Source organism: Aporhodopirellula rubra, from assembly GCF_014192335.1.
Lineage (GTDB): Bacteria > Planctomycetota > Planctomycetia > Pirellulales > Pirellulaceae > Rhodopirellula > Rhodopirellula rubra.
Map to the genome: position 1 here is coordinate 88427 of NZ_JACHXU010000016.1, position 22640 is coordinate 111066.

At 56.0% G+C, this 22640-nt stretch carries 14 protein-coding genes; 11 read left to right on the plus strand and 3 right to left on the minus strand.

From position 1 onward, the window contains the following. Positions 1 to 71: 71 nt before the first annotated feature. From FHS27_RS20380 to FHS27_RS20410, 7 genes are all read left to right on the plus strand, one after another. The gene (locus FHS27_RS20380) at positions 72 to 710 is read left to right on the plus strand and encodes a family 16 glycoside hydrolase (protein ID WP_184306691.1); all 639 of its coding nucleotides are present in this window, start codon (positions 72 to 74) and stop codon (positions 708 to 710) included. A 151-nt stretch (positions 711 to 861) separates the two neighbouring features. Further along, on the plus strand, positions 862 to 2583 hold the full coding sequence (locus FHS27_RS20385) for a DUF4153 domain-containing protein (protein ID WP_184306692.1): 1722 nt from the start codon (positions 862 to 864) through the stop codon (positions 2581 to 2583). Between the two features lie 135 nt (positions 2584 to 2718). After that, positions 2719 to 4029, plus strand: a complete 1311-nt coding sequence (locus FHS27_RS20390) for a Gfo/Idh/MocA family protein (protein ID WP_246420362.1) — start codon at positions 2719 to 2721, stop codon at positions 4027 to 4029. A 35-nt stretch (positions 4030 to 4064) separates the two neighbouring features. Continuing rightward, positions 4065 to 6209 (plus strand): HEAT repeat domain-containing protein, encoded by a 2145-nt coding sequence (locus FHS27_RS20395; RefSeq protein ID WP_184306693.1) that lies wholly within the window; start codon positions 4065 to 4067, stop codon positions 6207 to 6209. Positions 6210 to 6217: 8 nt separating this feature from the next. Then, positions 6218 to 8221, plus strand: coding sequence for an SGNH/GDSL hydrolase family protein (locus FHS27_RS20400; RefSeq protein ID WP_221225258.1), 2004 nt, complete (start codon positions 6218 to 6220; stop codon positions 8219 to 8221). Between the two features lie 18 nt (positions 8222 to 8239). Continuing rightward, positions 8240 to 9367, plus strand: coding sequence for an FAD:protein FMN transferase (locus tag FHS27_RS20405; protein ID WP_184306695.1), 1128 nt, complete (start codon positions 8240 to 8242; stop codon positions 9365 to 9367). Between the two features lie 46 nt (positions 9368 to 9413). Then, entirely contained in the window at positions 9414 to 9926 is a 513-nt protein-coding gene (locus FHS27_RS20410; RefSeq protein WP_184306767.1) for a hypothetical protein, read from the plus strand. A gap of 496 nt (positions 9927 to 10422) precedes the next feature. On the opposite strand, the gene FHS27_RS20415 is transcribed toward FHS27_RS20410, so the two are convergent. Beyond that, entirely contained in the window at positions 10423 to 11922 is a 1500-nt protein-coding gene (locus FHS27_RS20415) for a leucyl aminopeptidase (protein ID WP_184306696.1), read from the minus strand. 158 nt (positions 11923 to 12080) lie between these two features. Further along, entirely contained in the window at positions 12081 to 13028 is a 948-nt protein-coding gene (gene ispH / locus FHS27_RS20420) for a 4-hydroxy-3-methylbut-2-enyl diphosphate reductase (RefSeq protein WP_184306697.1), read from the minus strand. Positions 13029 to 13267: 239 nt separating this feature from the next. On the opposite strand from ispH, the gene hpnC reads away from it, so the two are divergent. From hpnC to FHS27_RS20440, 4 genes are all read left to right on the plus strand, one after another. Then, positions 13268 to 14227, plus strand: a complete 960-nt coding sequence (hpnC, locus tag FHS27_RS20425) for a squalene synthase HpnC (RefSeq protein ID WP_184306698.1) — start codon at positions 13268 to 13270, stop codon at positions 14225 to 14227. Next, positions 14224 to 15240: a phytoene/squalene synthase family protein gene (locus tag FHS27_RS20430; RefSeq protein WP_184306699.1), complete on the plus strand. Its 1017-nt coding sequence runs from the start codon at positions 14224 to 14226 to the stop codon at positions 15238 to 15240. The genes hpnC and FHS27_RS20430 overlap by 4 nt, the downstream gene beginning before the upstream one ends. Beyond that, a complete protein-coding gene (gene hpnE, locus FHS27_RS20435) occupies positions 15237 to 16742 on the plus strand; it encodes a hydroxysqualene dehydroxylase HpnE (protein ID WP_184306700.1) in 1506 nt (501 codons plus the stop codon). The genes FHS27_RS20430 and hpnE overlap by 4 nt, the downstream gene beginning before the upstream one ends. A 196-nt stretch (positions 16743 to 16938) precedes the next feature. Beyond that, positions 16939 to 18318: a Gfo/Idh/MocA family protein gene (locus FHS27_RS20440; RefSeq protein ID WP_246420413.1), complete on the plus strand. Its 1380-nt coding sequence runs from the start codon at positions 16939 to 16941 to the stop codon at positions 18316 to 18318. A gap of 20 nt (positions 18319 to 18338) precedes the next feature. Here FHS27_RS20440 and FHS27_RS20445 read toward each other — a convergent pair whose 3' ends face one another. Continuing rightward, positions 18339 to 22442 (minus strand): Ig-like domain-containing protein, encoded by a 4104-nt coding sequence (locus tag FHS27_RS20445; protein WP_184306702.1) that lies wholly within the window; start codon positions 22440 to 22442, stop codon positions 18339 to 18341. Between the last annotated feature and the right edge of the window lie 198 nt (positions 22443 to 22640).

Sequence of the window (22640 nt, forward strand, 5' to 3'; positions counted from 1 at the left end):
GGCGTTGGCTACAATGAGATGTTCTGGTACGTCCCAGAGTCGCTCATTTCCCCACGACCGAGAATTGACTGATGAACCGTCTCCCGCAAATTATTTGCTCAACTCTTCTAGTATCCTTGGTTGGACTTTCATCGTCGGCCATCGCCGAGAAGAACGCGTCGCTAGATTTCAAACTTGGCCACGCGAGCGATGCCGTGCTTCAAGAATCCTTCGAAGGCACGTTGCCCACACTCTTCCGCGGCGTGAAAGGCGAATGGAAAATCGCCGATGGTTCGCTCATCGCAAACGAACTGGCCGCCGACAAACATGCCGCTGTCCTGAATGTGCAAAAGTCGAATCGCAACTCCGCGATACGGTTGTCGTTCAAATTCGACGGAACGACCAAGGGATTCAACCTCAGCCTCAATCATAAAGGCGGACACCTGTATCGAGTCGGCGTTAGTCCGTCAGCAATGCGTGTCAGTTTGGACAAAGACAAAAAGGACCCGACATCCAAAGCGGTCGTGCTGGGTACCACCAAAGCCAAATTCGCGGCCGGCCAGTGGTACACACTGCAAGTAGAAATGCAGGGCGATCGGGTGGTTGCGCAGTGCGACAATGGGGCGATCGTTGAGGCCCAACACGCAAAACTGGATACCGACAAACCGAACTATCGTATCGTCATGAAAGGCGATTCATTGGCGATCGATGACATCACGGTTTGGGAATAGACGATCGAACAGAAAGTGGTGAACGATCCGACCGCGAGTTTATTTCGACGAAACGCAATGGTGACGTCGAATCAACATGGGCGGATCATGTTTGGTTTAGAATACAACGGTGCCGTTAACTCGCGTTTCGTCTCATAGGTGGTGAACGAAGATGTCTGAAGACGCCGATGAAGTGACCGATTCGTCCGAGTCAAACCTTGGTGAGGCGGCATCGTCAGACCAAACGGCGGCGTTGGATGCGTCTTCGGACAGTGCGGTCGCGGATGGAAAAACACGAACGATGCTGGCGGAGATGCTGACGCTCGCCGTTTGGACTCTCGTCGCGGATCTCTTCATCTTTCGAGCTCAGGGCTATCTCGCGGTTGCCGTCTTTTTCGTGTTCGCGATCGCGATGCTCGTCACCCTGTACTTGCTTCGTCGTGATGCCAACAATGCGTCCGGCGACGAGGCGTCCGCTCCCGACGGACTTCGATCCGTGGCAACTTGGATCGCTGGAGCTATTCTCGTGATCGCAATCCTCCGTTTAGGATGGGCCGGATCGGCAGCAACGTCGCTCGCCGCGGGTTTTGTTCTCGCGTCGTTGGCACTCTCGCTATCGGGATGGTTACCGACACTTTCTCGGACGTTGACGCTCATCTTTTTCTCACCGTTCTTCGGTGCCGATCGACTGCGTCAACTGCAACGACTCCCAATCGCTAACGCAACATCGGGTCAACCCGGCAAATGGTTGGCGGTGTTGATTCCTTTCGCTGCGGTCCTGTTGTTCGGCGGAATCTTCGTCATGGCGAATCCGGATTTGGTCAGTCAGGTGTCTGATTGGTTCAGCAAACTGTCAGGCCGAGTATTCGACTTTTTCGCGTGTGTTTCGTTCTGGGAACTCCCCTTTTGCATCCTAGCATTGTTCGTCGGGGCGGGCGTACTTCGACCGCTCGTAACGGGCGCCGACGAATTAATCACCCGCTTGTTTCGTGTCGGAGAGCTAGACAGCCCGACGGTTGAGAATGAACAGGACGAAATAGCGACGACGTGGTACCAACCGTTTCGCAACACTCTGTTTGCGTTGATCGCTCTTTTCGTCGTTTATCTCGTCTTCGAATTCAAAACGCTCTGGGGGCGAGAATTCCCTGAAGGGTTTTACTATGCCGGCTACGCCCATGAAGGTGCGGCGTGGTTAACGGTGGCTTTAGCCCTTGCGACGTTAACGTTGTCGCTCATTTTTCATGCCGACATGTTTCGCGACCCTCGTGTCGATCGCCTAAAAACACTCGCCTGGATTTGGTCAGCGATGAATCTGTTGCTCGCGGTCGCGGTCTACAATCGGCTATTGATCTATGTCGGATACAACGGCATGACTCGTCTACGGACCGTCGGATTTTTCGGAATCACGTTGGTGTTGGTCGGTTTTATTCTTGTCATCTTTAAAATCCTGCAACGCCGCTCATTCACATGGTTGATACAGTCGCAATTGTTAGCACTGTCCGTCACAGTCGTTTTGTACTGTGTGTTTCCCGTTGATTATTTGGCACACCGTTACAACGCGTCGCGAGTCGCCGATGGATATTTAAAACCATCGGTCATGATCGCGGTAAAGCCGATTGATGACGAAGGCGTGTTTCCACTGTTGGACTTAGTGGATCATCCCGACAAACTCATTCGAGAGGGCGTGCGGGCGTTGCTGGCGGAACGGCAACTCGCGATCGAATCGTACTCGCGGGACACGCCCTGGCACTGGCACCGCTACCAATACAGTAAAACGTGTCTGTACCAACGACTCGCTTCGCAGCAATCCAAGTGGAAAAAACACATGCGTGACCCCCAGTTTCGGGAGCTCGCCATCTCGGAATTCCAGAATTACGCGATGCAGTGGTACTGATCACAATTCCAGTAGGGCTGCGGCAAATAGGCACATTCGTGCATCGAGTTGTGTCCGCCACCCGAATCGATCGTATAGACTACTTCCGACCAGCAATGCTGAATTTCAATCTTGCGCCTCAAAGGATTCCCTGCCATGAAGTCGCGACCAACGATGTCTTCGACCAGTTCTCCGAATCGCCGAGGGTTCCTCAGCCGATCGCTCTCCGCCGGATTGGCGGCGAGTTCCATCGCCATCCCTCGATATGTCTCAGCATCAACACTCGGTTTGGGAGGAGCCGTCGCTCCGAGCGACCGGATTACAGTCGGCGGCATCGGCATCGGCCGACGGGGCACCTACGATCTGGGATGTTTCCTCGAACAACCCGATGTTCAATTTGTTGCCGTTGCCGACATCAAAGAAACGCAGCGGACCGCGATCAAGGGACGCGTTGATGCCCATCACAACAACAGCGACTGCGACACCTATCGCGACTTCCGTGACGTTCTCGCTCGCGAAGACATCGATTCGGTATTGATCGCGACGGGTCCGAACTGGCACGCGACGGCGGCCTGCCATGCTGCCCGCGCGGGGAAGGACATTTACTGCGAGAAACCCTGCACCAAAAACATCGAGCAGAGTTTGCAGTTGGCCGAAACGATGCGGCGCACCGGCGTGATCTTTCAAGCGGGAACGCAGCGTCGAAACTTGCCCCATTTTGAGTTCGCGTGCATGCTGGCGAGAACCGGGCGATTGGGAAAACTGCACACCGTGCATGCCCAACCCGCGGGGATGAAGACAAAGATGAGCGGTTGGCTGCCCGAGCAAGAACTGCCCCCGATCGAAGAAGTCGATTGGAACATGTATCTCGGCCCGGCCGCCTATCGCCCCTACAACAAAAGCTGGCTCGACGGCTTCAATTTCGAGAAAGGCGGCGGGCTAACCGGCGGTGGCGTGCTTGAGTGGGGTTCGCACTGTGTTGATCTTTGCCAATGGGCCGCCGGCGCCGACTCCACCGCAGCGGTAACGTACCACGCCCCCAAAGACGGACGCATCGTTGCCGAATACCCCAGTGGCGTCGAACTCGTTATTCGTGACGACGGGTGGCTGCCACTTGGGTCGTGCCCGGTCCGCTTCGAGGGCGAAACCGGTTGGATTGAAACGGGCGACAGCGGAAAGTTCGTACTCAGTTCACCTGAACTCCTAGCCGGCCGAGAGGTCGAAGAGATCGGCGGATATCCGGCAACGTTCCATGTTCGTGACTTCCTCGACAGCGTGAAAACTCGCAGTCAACCACGGGCCAATGCGGAAGCGGCATGCTACGCCCACATCACATGCCACGCGGCAAACGTGGCCGCGTATCTCGGACGCGATGTCCAACTCGATCCGGCAACCTACGAGTTCATCGATGATGCCGAAGCCAATCGTTTGCGGAGCGAAGCCTTCCGCGAACCATGGCAAATCTAAGCCCCTCCAAAATCTTCCTCACAAAAGTCCCCCCCATGTTTGCCCGCCCCATCATCAAATACTTGCTGGCTGTCTCCCTGGCGTTTCACTCCGGTGCAGCGTTTGGCGACGAGATCCCGACCGAAGCAGAAATGATCGCGATCCTCACTTCGGATACCACACCGAAGTCAGAAAAAGCGATCACTTGCAAACAACTCGCCGTCTTTGGCTCTGCTGAATGTGTTGAATCGGTTGCCTCATTGCTGCCGGATCCCGAGTTAAATTCTTGGGCACGGATAGCGTTGGAAGCGATCGACGATCCTTCCACAGATTCATCTTTGCTCGACGCATTGTCGACGACCGATGGCCTTCCCTTAGTCGGGGTCATTCAATCGCTCGGCGTTAAACGTGTCTCGAACGCGGTCGAACCACTGAAAGAAAAAGTCGCCACCGAGGACGAACTGGTAGCCAAGGCTGCTGCGATGTCCTTGGGGAAAATCGGCAACGCCGATGCGATCGCAGCCCTCAAAGAATCGCTCGCCGATACCCGGACCAGCGTGCGGTCAGCAGTCGCCGAAGGATTGATCCGATGCGCCGAAAAAGCCATGACTTCGGGCAGTGATTCCTCGACCGAAGCCACCGAACTTTACGACCTCGTGTTGCAAACCGATCTGCCTAACCCGCGAAAGGTAGAAGCCACCCGGGGTGCGATTCTCTCGCGTGGACCGGAAGGCGTGGATCTTCTCGTTGAGAGCCTCAAGTCCGACAACAAACGCATCCGCTATATCGCGTTGACGGCCGCCCGAGAACTTACTGGCGAGGGAGTGTCGGAGGCGTTGCTTGCCGCACGTTCTCGTGTGCCGAAATCCCAAGCCGCACTGTTCGTCATCGCCTTGGGTGAACGCGGTGAGGCCTCCATGCTCGATGCGATGTTAGCAACGATCCAACAGCCCGCGAATTCGGATTCGGATATCGATGTCAAAACGGCGGCAATCGGAGTCGTCGCGAGAATCGGCGATGCATCCTGCTTGGACGCCTTAATCGCGGCGGCCACTGACAGCAACGACGTCGTCGCGACAGCCGGACGTGCCGCGCTGGCGATTGTCGGCGACGAAGAGGTCGATGCCGAAATCGCCGCCCGCGCCAGCGACTCGGGAGACGATGCATTGAAAGCCTGGATCGGGGCGATCGGTGCGCGGCGAATTCCCGCCATCGAGACATTGGTCGAAGCTGTTGATAATCAAGACCCTTCGATCGGCGTCGCCGCTTTAAAGGCCCTCGGTGATGTCGCCACAATCGAGGAAATTTCCATCTTGATCGACCGAGCACTTCAGTCAGACGCAAAATCCAAATCGACTCACGACGCTGCCCTCAAAGCCCTCCGTGCCGCCTGCGTCCGATTGAGCGATGACCCTGAATGCGTGCAACAACTCGAAGAGGCAATGACTCGATCAGACTCTGATGCCCAGCTCGCGATTGTGGAAACCTTTGCGGCCATGGGAGGCCCGGGCGCGTTAGCCGCAATCGAGAAAGCCGCAATGAGCAAGGACCGCAATCTACAAAACGCAGCGACCCGATTGCTCGGTGGTTGGATGACGGTCGACGCCGCCGACGTGTTAATGCGGATCTCCGAACAAGCTAATCATCCGTATCGGATTCGCGCCGTGCGAGGGTACCTGCGAATCGTTCGTCAATTCCGGATGCCGCAAAATCAACGCAACGAAATGGCGGTTGCCGCACTCCCGATTTCCAGTCGCGATGAAGAGAAACGTCTGATCCTTGATGCAGCGAGCCGTTATCCGAGCGTTGCGATGTTGAAAATTGCAGTCGGTTTCAGTGAAAGCGAATCGCTCAAAAACGAGGCTCAGGCGATCGCTCTCGAAATTGCCCAGAAACTCGAAAACTCGCCCGCCGTCGAGCGATTGCTCGCCAAGCTGGACCTCGAAGAAATGGACGTCGAGATTACACGGGCGACGTACGGTGCGACCGACGAAAACGTGGATGTGACTGCACGTCTTCAAAAACAAGTTGGCAAACTGCCTATCATCCTGCTGGACAATCCGAACTATAATTCGAACTTTGGTGGTGACCCGGCGCCCGGATCCCCCAAGCAACTCCGTATTGAATACCGCATCAATGGCCGTGCCGGCAAAGCGATGTTCAACGAAAACGATGCGATCGTACTACCAGTGCCAAAGTGATTTGTTACATGCGTTTCCTCCTGCCGGTATTGTTCGCCATCACCCTGGGATACACGTCGCTCGATACGAAGGCAACTTTCGCAGAATCGACGTCCGAACAATCGAACACGAGTGTTTCGCAAACATGGCCGGGTGTTAAGTCAAATTGGAACGGGTTTGATCGTTACGATTTTGAATTCGACGGACTGACCGCGTTCGTCGTCGAACCGAAAGTCGCAGCTCCTGGGAAGCCTTGGGTTTGGCGTGCTCGCTTTCCCAGCTTCCATGCCGGGGCAGACCAAATTTTGTTGGATCGCGGCTACCACATTGCCCACATCAATACCGGTGGGATGCTGGGCAGTGACCGGGCGATGAAGCATTGGAACGCGTTCTATCATTTCATTATCGAACACGACCTCCATCCGAAAGTCGCTCTCGAAGGCGTCAGTCGTGGTGGCTTGTTCGTCTACGGATTCGCGTCACGTTGGCCGCAACGAGTAACGTGCATCTACTGCGACACCCCCGTCGGCGATATCCGTAGTTGGCCCGGCGGAAAAGGCAGCGGGCGTGGGGACGCGAAGACGTGGAAAGCCTGTCTCAAAGAGTACGGATTGTCAGAGGAAACGGCGTCTCAGTTCAGTGGCAACCCGATCGATCGTCTGGCACCAATCGCGGAAGCGCAAATCCCGATTCTGCACATCGTTTCCCTTAACGACGTTATCGTGCCGCCGACCGAAAACACGTTTGTGCTCGCCGAACGCTATCGCAAACTCGGCGGAACCATTGACATCATGACCGTCGAGGAAGGCACCGAAAAATCAGGCGGCCATCACTTCACGCATCCTGATCCCGTGCGAGTTGCCGACTTCATCGAACGGCACACCGCGTCTCTACCGGGGACGGAAGACTACTTCGCAATACGTGGTTCGCTCGACAATTGCCGAACGGTGTTTGAGAACGAGAAACGCGGACGTGTCGCCTTCCTCGGCGGATCGATCACCAAAATGAGTGGATGGCGTGACCTCGTTTGCGAGTACCTTCAAAAACGCTTTCCGGAAACCGAGTTTGACTTTGTTGACGCCGCGATTCCCTCAACGGGATCCACACCGGGAGCTTTTCGTTTCGCGAATGACGTGTTGAGCCACGGGAAGGTCGACCTGCTGTTCGAAGAAGCCGCCGTGAATGATTTGCACAACATGCGGACCCCCGTCGAGATGACTCGAGGGATGGAGGGCATCCTCCGACATGCGAGGCGATCGAATCCCAACATGGACACCGTCGTGCTGCACTTCGTCGAACCACGTCACATGACGAGCTATCGAAACGGTGAAGTTCCCGAAACGATCACGCAGCACGAGGCCGTCGCAGAACACTACGGGGTCTCGACAATCCACCTCGCGAAAGAAGTGACTGATCGAATCGATGCAGGGCAATTCGATTGGGAACATGATTTCGTCAACCTGCATCCGTCGCCGTATGGGCACGCCGTCTACGCATCGACCATTCGTCGCATGCTCAGCACAGCATGGACCTCGCCGCTGCCACCCAACTCACTTCTCTCCGAACACCCGATGCCTGACGTCATCGACGGGTATAGTTACGACCATGGAAAATATGTCGACTTCGAATCGATCAAGGATGCAAACGGATTCAGTGTTATCGAAAGTTGCGATCCGCGGAGCGACGATATTGGAGGTTCGGTTCGCGAGGGATTTGTGGACGTGCCGATGCTCGTCGCGACCGAACCCGGAGCGTCATTCACATTGGAATTCGATGGCCGCGCCGTTGGGCTGTTTATCACCGCAGGTCCAGACGCCGGAGTGATTTCGTACCGGATCGATAATGGGCCGGCGAAGACACGTGACTTGTTCACGAAGTGGAGTCGCGGGCTGCACATTCCGTGGGTCGTCATTCTCGAAAACGAACTCGCTCTGGGATCGCACAAAATTACGATTGAGACCACGAACGAAAAGAATTCGTTAAGCCGCGGTCACGCGTGCCGGATCGTGCACCTCCTCGTCAACGAATCTTAACGTGTTACAACGTTGAAGATGAACTTACTCGAACTGTCTCACCGGGCGATGGCATGCGAATTCGTCGTGCTCGTGCGCGACGAACATCAACGAATTGGTCGCCGATCGGTGGTCGACATTGCCCTCGATGCACTCGAATCGATTGACGCAGTCGAACGACGTTTGACCGTCTATGACGCACGTAGTGAAATTTCGGCAATCAATCAGTCGGCCGGGCAAGGTCCCGTCACGGTCTCACGCGAAACGTTTGATGTATTGCGTCACGCCGTCGAACTGAACGCGGCAATGGAGGGCGCCTTCGACATCACGGCCGGCCCGTTGATTGACGCGTGGGGGTTCACGACGCGGCAAGGACGAAAACCCACCTTTGATGAAATCGATGAGGCGTTAAAACTCGTCGGCTGCTCTAAACTGAAGCTTGACGCCACGAACACGACCGTGGAGTTATTGACTGCTTCCATGCGAATCAATTTGGGAGGGATCGGGAAAGGTGACGCGATCGACCGAGTCGCCGATCGGTTGCTCTCGGCAGGCGTCAAAGACTTTTTGATTCACGCCGGACAAAGTAGCGTGTTGGCCCGCGGCGATCAATTCGCTCAAACGATCGATGAAAACGACGCTCTCTCGGTCACTGCCGACGGGCAACCCGAAAGTGCAACCGACGGCGAAATCGACGATCAGCCGCCTCGGGGTTGGAAGGTCGGCATCGCGCATCCGACTAAGCCGAACCGGAGACTCGCGGGGATTTGGTTGCGTGACGCGGCACTCGCGACCAGCGGCAGCGGAAAGCAGTTTTTCCATCATCGCGGAAAGCGTTACGGGCACGTCATCGACCCACGTACTGGTCAACCCGCCGGCGATCTACTCTCGCTCAGCGTGGTCACCCGGCGGGCAATCGATGCCGACGCGTTGGCGACCGGACTGTTTGTTATGGGACGCGATAACGCCAAACGGTTTTCCGAAACCGTAGCACGCGATGAATCGCTCGACTCGTCGCGACGATTCACCGATCCCGGGAACCCTCTTCCCTTAATCATGGTCGCCCCGGTCGCTCGGCAAGACGAGGTCGAAATCCAAACGACCGGCGATTGGGACTGGGCGGACCCGCCGGCGGGTGCGGAAAAGGATGACCGCTTGCTATCATGACGACATGAACGCATCACCTGATCCAACGCCCTCTGAACCACACGAAATGCCTACCTCCGCGGAAAAGACGACTACCGATTCCGCTCCTGATTCGGACGCCGTCTTCGATGGCCCCCGTTCGATCGCCCCGGTCACGCAATTGTCGACGCGTGGGTTATTTCTCGCCCTCGCGGCAGTTTGTCTTTTCCCGCTGATCACACTGAGTGCCTATGCCGTCATCTTTGGAAAAGCGAGCGAGCATAAACTGCCCGTCAGCGTGATCATCGATCGACGACCGTTACCGACTCAGGACGGAACCAAACGGTTGCTCGAAGACGTCATCGTGATCGAGAACGAAGCGGACTTCGAGATCCCCAACGTTACCGTCAATCTCAACGGGCAATACTTTTTGTATCAAGACAAACCACTCGCCGTCGGTGAAGAATTGGTGGTTCGGCAAGCGGCATTCGCAACCAAGAGCAACCAACGATGGGTGCCGGGTCGTTATCGACTCGACGAGATCACGGTAACAGGCAAACTACCTTCAGGCGCCCGCGGCGTCACCGAGATTCAGTACTGAATGCCCGCCGCCGGCGGCAATAGATACGCTGCATCGGCAACAATCATGCGCTGGATTCAGAACGACCGCAGAGAGAAAGTCTCGCCGCTCGATAGCGTGTTGTCGATTGCGAGATGCGTGTCGCCGGGAGATGAAATTCTAGGCATGTCCGGATGATCGACCCTGTGCCCCCAGGTGCCGACCATCCGAACACTACTAGAATTCTGAGGATTACCCCACGAGAAATCTTATAGCGAGTTCGATCTCTCCATCCTCTGTGCCCACGATTGAATATCGGTCACTTCCCCGATCAGGTCGAATCGAATTGCAAAAAAGAGCTGCATTTTGAGCGGATCCACGCTGCAAATGCTCATTAATCGCAATTAAGACTAGTGAGCACCACTTTTCTAGGGGGCCCGAAAACGGCCGTGTGCGAAACTTATTGCCGCAGCTCGCATCCGCCTCGAGGGCGTCGGTGGTGTTTTTGTGTTTGAGTCGTTTTGGCGCCCGCGAGACATCACGCGTTTTGCGAGATCCATCGCACGAGCGATCGCACCATCACGCCGGTTGCTCCCGCATCGCGCGAAGGTTTCGCCGAATCGACAAACGCCGGTCCCGCGATATCGATGTGCAGCCAGGGTGTTTCTTTGACGAAGTGTTCGAGAAACTTCGCTGCCGTGATCGCGCCGCCCCAGCGACCTTCGCCGACATTCTTGATATCGGCGACCTTGCTCTTCACCTTGTCGTTGTAGAGCGGGAACATCGGCAATTGCCAAACCGGTTCACTTTCGGTCTTGGCGGCGGAAACAACTTGATCGCACAAATCTTGATTGTTCGTCATCAGGCCGGCCACGTCGTTACCCAGCGCCACCATGCAAGCGCCCGTCAAGGTAGCCAGATCAACGATCGCGGAAGGCCCATGCTCCACCGCCACGTCGAGCGTGTCCGCTAGAACCACACGTCCTTCAGCGTCGGTGTTGAGGATTTCAATCGTCTTACCCGAACGGGTCTCAATGACGTCGCCGAGTTTGTAAGAATCGCCGCTAACCATATTCTCCGCGAGACCGCAGAGCCCGATCACGTTGCGTTTGATACCGAGCTGGGCGATCGCACGCATCACGCCGACGACTGTTGCCGCACCGGCCATGTCACACTTCATGTCGACCATTCCTTCACTCGGTTTGATCGACAACCCGCCACTATCGAACGTGACCCCTTTGCCAACGATCGCGATCGGCGGCTCTGAACCACCGCCGTTGTGTTTTAGGATGACCAACCGTGGCGGACTCGTCGACGCCCGTCCGACAGCCAAGATCGCACGGCAACCTTCAGCGTCGAGACGTTTTTCGTCCCAAATCTCACACTCCAAACCTTCCGCTTTGGCCATCTCCGACGCCCGGTTGGCGAACTCGGTCGGGTTCATGATGGTCGGGGGTTCGTTAACCAACCGTCGAGCGTGATTGATCGACGATCCGATCTTCTGGCCGCTCTCGGCGGCATCCGACGAAATCCCGACAAACGTGAACGCAGCGGGAACGTAGGTCGAAGGTTGGCTCTGATAAAGATGCTGCCCTTCGCACGCGGTCATGGCGCCGACGACGAGAGCATCGTGTTCGGTCGCCGGGATCTCATCCCCCACGAGGAACGTGATTTGGGATCGCGCCTTGTCCGAGAGTTTTCGCACCACGCTCGCCGCGACGTCCACAACGCCACCACGATTGAGTCGATCGGGTGTGCCGAGCGAAGCCACCACTAGCAATGGCGCATGATCGTGTGATGTCGCAACGCAAACGATTTCACCGGCCGCTCCGCTGATCTCGCCCGAACCGATCAAACGGTCGATCGTTTGAAGGACATTGCTGTCGAGTGCCTCGCGAACTTTCGCACTGCAAACCGCAACGGTTGCCCCGTCTTCAGACCCTTTCTGTGTGGCCAAGACCACCAGCACGCCTGGTTCTTTTGGCAATGCTTCGGAGGCGGTCATTTTTGGTGACGGAAGTGGCAGCGGCTCAACCATGTCAAAACTCTCGAGATGCGGGAACGAGGCGGAAAGTTGACGGGATCGCTACCCCGTCGGAAATCTCATGCAACGTACCGGGTACGCACCCTGGTCGACTAGACGAGGGATTTTGCATCTCGGATGAAACGACAATCCACCGAGATAGCGAGTCGAATCTAGCCCGCGTTGACTTCTTTCGCGTACGCACGGAGCGGTTTGGGCAATGGGAAACGAACGTCTTCCTTGCGAATTTCCCGAGTTTCAACCGTGGCGTCAAACGTCGTTCGCAACCACTCGATCGCGGACTGCACGACCGACTCGGGGGCACTCGCTCCCGCTGTGATCAGGACGGTGTCGTCGGCGTTGAACTGGTCTTCGGTGAGATCCTGAGGCCCGTCAATCAAGAAGGCACGCTGGCCTTTTTCAGCGGCAAGTTCTCGCAACCGTTGACTGTTGCTACTGTTCTGGCTTCCCAGCACAACGACGACGTCGGCATCGTCGCTGAGATTGCGAACGGCCTCTTGGCGGTTTTGCGTGGCGTAACAGATATCGTCTTTCGGCGGGCTCTCGATTTCCGGAAAACGGCTGCGAAGTCGCGAGATCACACGGTTGGCATCATCAACACTCAGCGTCGTTTGCGTGAGGTAGGCCAAACGCGTTCCCTCAGGAAACTGCAACGCATCAACATCGGCTTCGTCTTCGACCAGGACGATTGCCTCGGGGGCCTCGCCCATCGTTCCGAGTACCTCGTCATGCCCTTCGTGTCCGATCAAAATAATCGTGTATCCGGCTTTGGCGTACTTGATCGCCTCCAGGTGTACCTTCGTGACCAGCGGACACGTGGCGTCGATCGCGAACAGTTCGCGTTCTTTCGCCTCCTGACGAATTTCGGGCGAAACGCCGTGGGCTGAAAACATCAGCACACTCCCCCTAGGCACGTCTGCGACCGCGTTGACGAACACGGCCCCTTTGCCTTGAAATTCGTTTACCACATGCTGGTTGTGAACGATTTCATGGTAAACATAAACCGGCGGCCCGAACTTTTGCAGCGTGAGGGCGAGCGAGTCGATCGCCATGTGTACGCCCGCACAGAAACCTCGGGGGGCGGCCAGAATGATCTTCATAAAACAGTCAAACGAGACAGGGGCAAAAACGGATAACTAGGACGGATTGTCACCGGGGGAACTCGAAAGATCGCCGACGGGGTAGAATAACCGCAGACCGGCGGGCCCGTCCAACGGGATGATCCGCACGTGAACCCTGTTTCCCTGTTTTCTCGGACTTTCGGCCGTCCGACTGCACCCCCACTTGCCGCATTTTCCCGATCGCGGCGCATTTCATTCAGGCGACCATCGCAATCCTCGTGAGCCCCCATTCTTCCGACTCCACATCGACCGCAACGCAGCTTGCCAAATCGAGGTCGCAGTGCCGGCGCATCTCGCGATCGCACTATGAGAATTTTCTCGTCGGCAGCCTGTTATTGCCTCGAAAGATGAGGCAGCCGTTTTTCGACATCTACGCGTTTTGCCGAACTGCCGACGATCTGGCGGACGAATCCCCTTCCCCTGCTCGGGCTCGAGAATCACTCAACGGCTATCGAGATTGCATCTCACGGATTTTCGATAACCGATCAGTATCCGGAATCTTCGTCGCCCTGGCGGACACGATCCGCACTTATCAACTTCCGCGGGCACCGTTTGACGATCTGCTCGACGCGTTCCTGCAAGACCAGGCCACACAGCGTTACCCGGACGAAGAATCGTTGCTGCAATACTGCAACCTTTCGGCCAACCCGGTCGGCCGATTGGTTCTGGCGTTGGCGGGAAGTGATTCCAAAGAAAACGTTCAATTGAGCGATGAGATTTGCACGGCATTGCAGCTCGCCAATTTCTGGCAGGACGTCGCTCGTGACTTCGCCATCGGCCGCATTTACATCCCGGAAACGACCATGGTCAGGCACGGGTTTGATCACTCGTTAATCGACCAAACGATCCAATCCGCAGCCGCCACGCCAAAGTGCGTACGCGATGCGATCGCGGAACTCTGCGAACAAACCAGAACACGGTTTGAGCGAGGGCGTGCGTTACCCGACCGAATCCCACAATGGTTGGCCGCCGACGTGGAAATGTTCCTCCGTGGCGGACTAGCAACCCTCGACGCAATCACCAGAATCAAATTTGATGTGCTTCGTCATCGGCCGACTGTTGGGAAGATGACGCAGGTGTCCCTTCTCGCTCGTACCGCCATGCGACGATTCTCGATCCGACGCCATCGCTACCCCTCGCACGATCGAACCATGATCGCTAGTGAGGGATCATCATGAATTCGATCAAACATAAAGAAGTCGCCAAGAGCTACGCGGCGGTTCGGCGGATATCGCGAAACAGCGGCAGCAGTTTCTATCGTTCGTTTTGGTTACTGCCACGCGAGCAACGCGACGCGATGTCCGCGTTATACGCTTTCGCGCGCGTCACCGATGACCTTGGTGACAGCGATGAGCCGATCCTTCTGCGTCGACACTGGCTCGATTGTTGGCGGCAAACGACGGCCATGAACTTGATCGGGGAAGCCAACGGCGAGATCCGGCTAGCCGAAGGAATGGAAGAGCTTTCCGCCGAAGCGTCGATCGATCTGGCCAGCCGGGCGAGAGAAATCATGCCCGCTCTTCGCCACGCGTCCGATCGTTACTCCATCCCGTCGCGATACCTGCTCGAAATCGTCGATGGCGTTCTCGCCGACCAACAGAAAAACCGTTTTGATACGTTCGAACAACTCGAGCATTACTGCTACCTCGTCGCATCAGCCGTCGGCATCGCGTGTTTGTACATTTGGGGATTCCGATCGCCGCTGCCCAAACAGGCAGCCGTTGATTGCGGGCTCGCGTTTCAACTCACCAATATCCTGCGCGACGTTTCGGAAGACGCCGCACGAGGACGCATCTATTTACCGCGGCAGCATTACGAGCAACACGGCCTCGATGAAGACGACCTACTGCACCCCCGACGTGACGCCCGGTTACGCTGCCTGATCCTCGACGAAACCCGACGCGCCTCCGAACTGTTCGATTCAGGATGGCGTGTTTGGGATTCTCTCGACGACTCCGGACGCCCGATGTTTAGCATGATGTGGCGGACCTACCGAGCGTTGTTGCAACGAATCGCCGAAGATCCTGACGCGATCGTTCGGCATCGCGTTTCGCTGGGAATGAGGCAACGCCTGGGAATCGTTTCGAAACACTTTGTCGGCCCACTCTATCGACGACTGCCAATCCCTCCGGTCGAAATCGGCCGTGACCCCAGCATTTCTCAGGTTGCCCCGGCGAAGACGAACACGTGATCGGTGACGTTTCAAAGACGGCCCCCAGGCGTCCTCGTGTCGCGATCATCGGTGGCGGCATTGCCGGCCTTTCCGCGGCGATGGCGTTATCGAACTTCAAATCGAATGAGACTCAGTCACGTGAGTTCGATGTCGTCGTTTTTGAATCTCGCAAATCCCCCGGCGGTCGCGCCGGTTCGTTTACCGACCCGATCTCCGGTGCAACGGCCGACTACTGCCAACATGTGGCGATGGGATGCTGCACTAATTTTATCGATCTATTACGGGACGCAGGATTGTCGGATGCCTTCACGCGATACGACGAACTAAATTTTTATCATGCGTCGACAGGGATATCGCCATTTCGGGCGAGCCGGATCTTGCCCGCACCCTTGCACCTGAATTCCGCGTTGTCAGGACTGCGGTATCTTTCATGGATGCAAAAGTCCCGCATTCGCGTTAGTCTGTGGTCGTTGATGCGAACGCGTGAATCGGCATTGACCAACATGACCGCTGCCCAATGGTTAGCCGATCATCGACAAGACGCTCACACGCGATCACGGTTTTGGGATCCGATCTTGGTCAGCGCACTCGGCGATGTCCCCGAGCGTGTTTCCATGTCTGCGGCGCGAAAGGTGATTATCGACGGATTCGCGAGCGTCCGAGGCGCCAGTGACGTGTGGGTACCCAACGAAGCCCTCTCGCATCTCTTTGGCGATCGATTAGTCTCGGTCCTACGACAAAGAGGAGTCGAGGTGCAAACGGGAGCCGCCGTGCGGAAAATCCAAAGGCTCCACGAATCCTCTTCGCCCCCGGTTCGTCTCTCAATCGGCGAAAGCGAGTGCCACGATTTTGATCATGTGATCGTGGCCTCCTCGTGGCGAGCCGCCTCACGCTTGATCGGTTCAATCGAGATGGTCGACGAACCCGCAGACACGATGTCGTGGCGAACGCACATCGTTGATTCGCTTGAATCCATTTCGCCTTCTCCCATCACCGGTTTGCACCTGTGGTTGGATCGCAGCATCACGTCGTATCGGCATGTCGTGATGGTGGGCACGACGGCGCAGTGGTTGTTTCATCACGAAGTGGATCACCAAGATCCGCAGACCGGCCACTATCATCAAGTCGTCATCAGTGGCCGACATGAACGAAGCGATGCCACCAAAGACGAGTTGATTTCACACGTCATGGATGAGCTTCGAGAGGCATTCCCCGACGCGAGAGATGCCCAAATCCACAATGCCCGTGTCGTGACCGATCCGGCCGCCGTCTACAGCGTCTGCCCTGAATTTGAATCCCAACGGCCCGACACCTGCACGCCTCTGCCTTGGCTGCATCTCGCGGGTGATTACGTCAACACGGGATGGCCGGCAACGATGGAGGGAGCCACCATCAGTGGACGTTTGGCCGCCGACAGCGTGCGAGCAACTCGTCCCGGCCAATCCGCTCCCTCGGAACGCGGCAGCGTTCTACCCGGACTGCCTCGCGGAAAAATCGCCAGTTGGTGCATTCTCGGCTGAACCCCGACTCGGCGGGGACATCAAAACGTCGCCCCCGGCCACCCCGTTTACGAATAGAATGTGACCATCGACCAAACGTGTTCGCAGCGGGCGTTCTCCTTACAGTAAGCGTTTCCGCAACGTGAACGCTCAACAACTCGCCGGCCGATCCCCGCCCTCCCATTCCTCCCTCCTTCTTATGGAAACACGTATCCCCATGACGCTCGATCCAAAGATTCCGTCGAATCAGTCTCCACGTCGCGACTCGAACAAGAGCAACAACCGTCGCTCGTTCCTGCAAACAGGACTGGCCACGTCCGCCGTCGCCGCCTCCTCTTTGACGAGTGCAAACCGTTTGTCCGCGACCGAAACCAACGCAGTTCACACGTCTTCCTCTACCGAGTCGCCATCGCGTGAGCCGATTCGCATGGCACTGGTCGGATGCGGCGGCCGAGGCACCGGAGCGTTGAACGATTCGATGACGATCAACGAAAACGTCAAACTCGTCGCGCTCGCCGATTTGAAGAAAGAAAAATGCGAACGCACGCGGAAAGCAATGAGCGGTCGACATGGCGATAAAGTCGACGTTGCCGATGACAAGATGCACGAAGGACTCGACGCCTACAAACGTGTTCTGGAAGACCCCAACGTCGATCTCGTTCTATTAACCACATCGCCGGGCTTTCGTCCTTACCACATCTCCGAAGCAGTCGACTCGGGCAAACATGTCTTTGCCGAAAAACCCACCTGCGTCGATCCCGCGGGATACCGAATCTGCTTGGAAGCACACGAACGGGCGGCGGCCAACGGCACAGCCATCGTGACCGGGACTCAGTACCGTCGACAAAACAATTACATCCAAGCGATCGAGCAAATTCGCAGCGGCGCGATCGGTGACATCGTGAGTGCCACTTCACGATACTGTTCAAACTCCATTTGGTTCAAAAACCGGCAACCAGGAGCCAGCGAACTGGATTACCAACTCGATAACTGGATGCACTTCATTTGGTTATCCGGTGATCAAATCACCGAACAAGCAGTGCACAACATCGACGCAATGAATTGGGTGATGGGATCTGCTCCCGAAACTGCGTATGGATCCGGCGGTCGTTTCACGCGGCCCGAAGGCAGTGAAATGTGGGACAGCATGTCGATCGACTATCAATATCCCGGCGATCGCATCCTGTCGTTCATGTGTCGGCAAATCCCAGGCACCCAAGGTGACAACGGGAGCGTGATTTATGGATCCGAAGCGAACATGCACATCGCGGCAATGAGCGGCGGTTCCAAGATCGTTGATCGCCAGGGCAAAGAAGTTTGGTCGGCCAAGGGAAGCATCGCGGACGCTTACCGACAAGAACACAAAGATCTGATTGACTCGATCGTCGCGGGCAAACCCATCGTCGAATTGAAGCAAACCGCCGAGAGTTCCCTCACCGCGGTGATGGGACGACTCGCCGCATACACCGGCAAGAAAGTCGAATGGGATTTCCTCACCGAAAAATCGACTCTCGACCTCTTTCCCAAAAACCTGTCCGCTGACGACTTCCCACCGTCCTCTGGCCATGCCATCCCCGGCAAAACCAAATTGGTCTGAATGAGTCTGCCCTCGAGGGGTTAAGACTTTCGTGACTCGGCCTGCGTAAACAACTCCAACGCGTCGGTGAGAAGAACGTCCGCCTCGTTGCCGCGTGAATCTCCCGATCGTTGGCTCGGAAACGGCATCGACGACGCCGACCACTGCGTCAGCACCGAATCGGTCGCCGACGAAACCGCATCAGGGTCCAAATTGCCGAGCCCCATTGGTGCGAAGCCGCCGCCAAGACTCTCGTCATCGGTCGAGTCGCGATGAGAGAATACATCGACGGCGACAATCTCACCGCCTGCAGGCTCGCCTTCAATAATCGGTTCCGCACCGACGTCCAACGCAATCAGTCGGTTAATCACCTGCAGCGCATCGACCGCTGAGACGCGACCGTCGCCGTTAACATCGAAGAACACATTCGGGAATGCTTCGACCGCATTCACATCGACCAGCGTCGACGTCTCGGCAGAAGAATACTTCGGGCCGTTGAGTTCATTGATAATCACCAAGGCATCCACGGCGGTTACTCCACCAACCCGGTTGATATCAAAACGGTCGATAAAGTTCGTCCAACCGGCACCTAAGAAACGAAGTGTTGCGGAACCATTGGTAGCGACCTGTTGTCGTTCTCCGCCGACCTTCTCGGTTTCACCAACAATCCACGAATCGGGCGATTCGAATCGCTGGTTCTTGGGATCCACGTTCATCGCAAACGTGTCACCCTCAACAGGGATTTCCTGCCCCGAATCAGCCAGGATGATGATCTCATTCGTTTCCGAAAATTCGACGTGCACGATTTCGCCGATCGCGTTCTCATCCAATTCGATATGGAGCGATACGCCTGACGCAGACTGATCCACCAACCATGTCAGTCCATCGGGCAACGAGGGCAAAACCACCGCGTCGAACTCGCCCGCCAATTCGCTCGTGCCCTCAATCAAATCAAACCGATTGCCCACCTTTGGCGAGAAATCGTTAACCAACTCAACCTCCAACACCCCATCTAATCGAGCGATCGGATTGAAACGCAAGCGATCGTAAGTGGTCCCCGCCCCATCCCCACCGATATCGACATGGGTCACGGATGTATCCAAGAAATTCACTGGTCCGTCAAGTCGGCTGGTCACCTCGTCACTCGAATTCCACGTTCCTGCAAAACGAACGTCCGATACTTCGCCCGCCCCCGTTACCCACCCCTCGAGAATCAAGGGTTCATCGAGTGAGTTCCCGTCGATCAAGCCATTATTCAACAGGGGAGTTTCCACGTGATTCGGTGTTACGATGGTTCCGTGGCCACGAATTTGACCATCGGAATGCACCTCGATTCCGCTGAGGCTCTGCACCCATCCCGCCACCGACGACACCGACTCTAACGAATCAGCCCCCAACAAAAGACGACCGCGTATCATCGCACCATCGGCGTCGAGCAAGGTGACCTCGTGTCGCGACGCGTCGAGCACACCGCCAATATCAATACCGTTTTCATAATCGACATCACCGAGTCGCAAATTCCCCGTTGACGTGATCACCGATCCGATTGCTGAAACGACACGACCATCAACAACACCATTTCCAAAGAGCGAGACGTCGTTGCCTAACATCAACGGCGATGCCGACGACAGAGTCCCACCGTTGATTCGGATCGTTCGGCTCATCGTCACAGGTTCGGATGCTCCAAGATACAGGCTTGAGTCGTCAACATCGAAGATGGAAGTAGGAGAGACCGAGATCGCCTCCATACCGACCACGGTGATCTTCTCGAATCCCGAAACGACCTGTTCGCTGACAACGGAATCAGATTGCAATCGGGCGATCATTCCTGTGTTGATCGTCGGATTGTCCACATCGCGTTCGGAGACGGTCGCGTTGACGAATTCACTGCTACGAATAATGACCTCGTCGTCACCAGTGTCACCGCCCACGACGGAAAGCGATGCAGCGGCCTCCACGAACGTGATCAAACCTCCCGTATGATGATCGATTTCAATTCGGTTGGGCTTGTCGATCGCTCCCCTGATTACCAGCGAAAGAATCGTGTTGAGTGGTCGATTCAGCAACAACGCTTGTTCGTTATTTTGGTCAACAACCTCGATTCGGTCGCCAACGCGGCGAACAGCCAGGTCGCTAGATATGCCTGACGGTAATTCAAGCAGGACCGCCTCCACATCAAATCCCACTTGGATTGTGATCGTAGCCTCTTCCTCAGCAATCCCATCACTCACCGTGTATGAGAAAGAATCTTCGCCCATCATATCAGTCGCGGGCGTGTAAACGATTTTATCCCCATCGATCACAACCGTTGATCCCGCAACCGACGTTGCAGAGACGGCAACGATCGATAAGTCCTGTTCGACTTCCAGCGGTCCGGCGACATCGTTACTGAGTAGCTCTTCAATCGCAAACACGATCGGTGAGTTGGGTTCGGTTCGTGCCGACTCTCCCTGTACCCATGGAGGATCGTTGATCGGATCAATCACAATTCCAACCGTGGCGGTCGAACGCAAACCGGTTGAGTCAGAGATCGTGTAGGAAAACGAATCTTCACCGAAAAAGTCATCTGACGGACGGTAGACCAGCATGCCTTCGCTACGCGTCACGGTCCCGTGCTCCGGCTGCGTATGCGAAGCCAATTCGAGCAAATCGTCTGCATCGGCATCCGTATCGTTCGCGAGCAAACTCGCCACTGAGATCCGCAATTCTCCGTCTTCGTCCATCCTGACGGAATCATCCTCCGCTACAGGAGCATCCGGTTTGGGATCGATATCAAAGGTGATTTGACCTTCATCGAACGCGCCGCTCTCGTGTGTCACACGGTAGACTAATTCTTCGGTACCGAAGGCATTCTCATTGGGAACATACCTGAGAATGTGGCCATCGAGAACGACGCTTCCGAGCACCGCCGTCGACATCAGCGAGTACAGCAAATCTCCAGGATCAGCCTCGACGGACGATGACAGTTCAATTGTAACTTGCTCGCCGTCTTCATCGAGTTCCCGCCTGATATCGGCCGCCTCCACGTTCGACAGTTCCGGCCCAACATCGATCAGGAACCGAGAGTTACCTCCTAGCAAGATTCGATCCGATGCCACCTCTTCTTTATTTGTTTCCGTGCCGTAGAGCAACACTCCGTCACCAACGTCGGGTGGATCGAGTCGCACGGACACTTCATTTGCCAGAGAAACCGCACGCACCGGAATCGCAAACGCGTCGTATGCGATCTCGCCGCTGAAGCCGTCAATCGCATCGAAGATCCCGCCACCGCTGACGGGCCCGAGTCCTCCAACCTCATCGAAGATATCACGCTCAACATCGGATTGGTCGAAACCTCCGACGACACGCGTGTTGCCATAAACTCGGGTCAGATTGAACGTCGGTGGATCGCCCACTCCGACGTTACGATTCCTGAGTTCGAAAAACTGATACATCCGGTCGGGATTGATATCATCCTTGCTCCCGTCACCATCACGGTCGACATAGACATCGAACTCGTTCTCAACCACTTCCTTCAACACCAAACCTTCAGTCCCATCCGAATCGATCGCGAGATTCACGCGCAGCATCGGCATATCCACACCGACGAAACTTGGATCGGTGTAAACCACATCCGTGAAATAAACCGGCACTTCCTCAGGACCATATTCCGCAATCCGCATCGCGCGTGTTCGCACCTGGGATCCCGATGAAACATCGTCGTTCAACCCGACCACAACCTCTCGAATGACTTCCGCTACATGAGCATCGCCATCGCCTAGAAACTCCGCCAGCGACATCGTCACTTTCTCTTCCGGATTGGAATCGAGATAAAACTCGAGCATACCGCTCGAATTATCTTCACTGAGAATATCGTGGGAGAAAATCAGTTCTTGAACTTCCCCGATCGCGGGCTCCAGGACACCTTTGCTCTCGACAAGGATATCCGTAACGACGCGAAAGATACCGAACTGGCTCCCTCGTTCCCGAAGATCTTGGGCAGCGACCTCTAATTTGAACACTTCGTTGATCGGAACCTGATAGCGCAGCGTTTGATCATTGTCGGCGGTCATCGCCACAACACCATCGATATTGGGCAGTAACTGATCCGTCTCGATATCCCGCGCCGTCAAAACAAAACGGACGTCAAAGTCGCCCGCTAACATCTGCCGCGATTCGAGAGTCTCGGAAATCAGACGTCGATTCCGGCTTCCCTTCACAAGACGACGTCTGCGTCCGTTAAGGGATTGACGTCGACGACGACCACCGAGCCTAATTCCGGCTGCCAGCTTTGATGACGACGAACGAAATTGGGGGAAAGCTATCGTCATGAGCATTTTGCCACGGATGATCACCGTCGACTC

Coding starts and splice junctions, on each gene's coding strand:
- FHS27_RS20400 (WP_221225258.1), top strand. CDS start 6,218: ATGCGTTTCCTCCTGCCGGTATTGTTCGCCATCACCCTGGGATACACG.
- FHS27_RS20380 (WP_184306691.1), top strand. CDS start 72: ATGAACCGTCTCCCGCAAATTATTTGCTCAACTCTTCTAGTATCCTTG.
- FHS27_RS20410 (WP_184306767.1), top strand. CDS start 9,414: ATGCCTACCTCCGCGGAAAAGACGACTACCGATTCCGCTCCTGATTCG.
- FHS27_RS20405 (WP_184306695.1), top strand. CDS start 8,240: ATGAACTTACTCGAACTGTCTCACCGGGCGATGGCATGCGAATTCGTC.
- FHS27_RS20415 (WP_184306696.1), bottom strand. CDS start 11,922: ATGGTTGAGCCGCTGCCACTTCCGTCACCAAAAATGACCGCCTCCGAA.
- FHS27_RS20395 (WP_184306693.1), top strand. CDS start 4,065: ATGTTTGCCCGCCCCATCATCAAATACTTGCTGGCTGTCTCCCTGGCG.
- FHS27_RS20385 (WP_184306692.1), top strand. CDS start 862: ATGTCTGAAGACGCCGATGAAGTGACCGATTCGTCCGAGTCAAACCTT.
- FHS27_RS20440 (WP_246420413.1), top strand. CDS start 16,939: ATGACGCTCGATCCAAAGATTCCGTCGAATCAGTCTCCACGTCGCGAC.
- FHS27_RS20445 (WP_184306702.1), bottom strand. CDS start 22,442: ATGTTAGCGGGCGACTTTGACGTCCGTTTTGTTTTGACGGCGCGGGAT.
- FHS27_RS20430 (WP_184306699.1), top strand. CDS start 14,224: ATGAATTCGATCAAACATAAAGAAGTCGCCAAGAGCTACGCGGCGGTT.
- ispH (WP_184306697.1), bottom strand. CDS start 13,028: ATGAAGATCATTCTGGCCGCCCCCCGAGGTTTCTGTGCGGGCGTACAC.
- FHS27_RS20390 (WP_246420362.1), top strand. CDS start 2,719: ATGAAGTCGCGACCAACGATGTCTTCGACCAGTTCTCCGAATCGCCGA.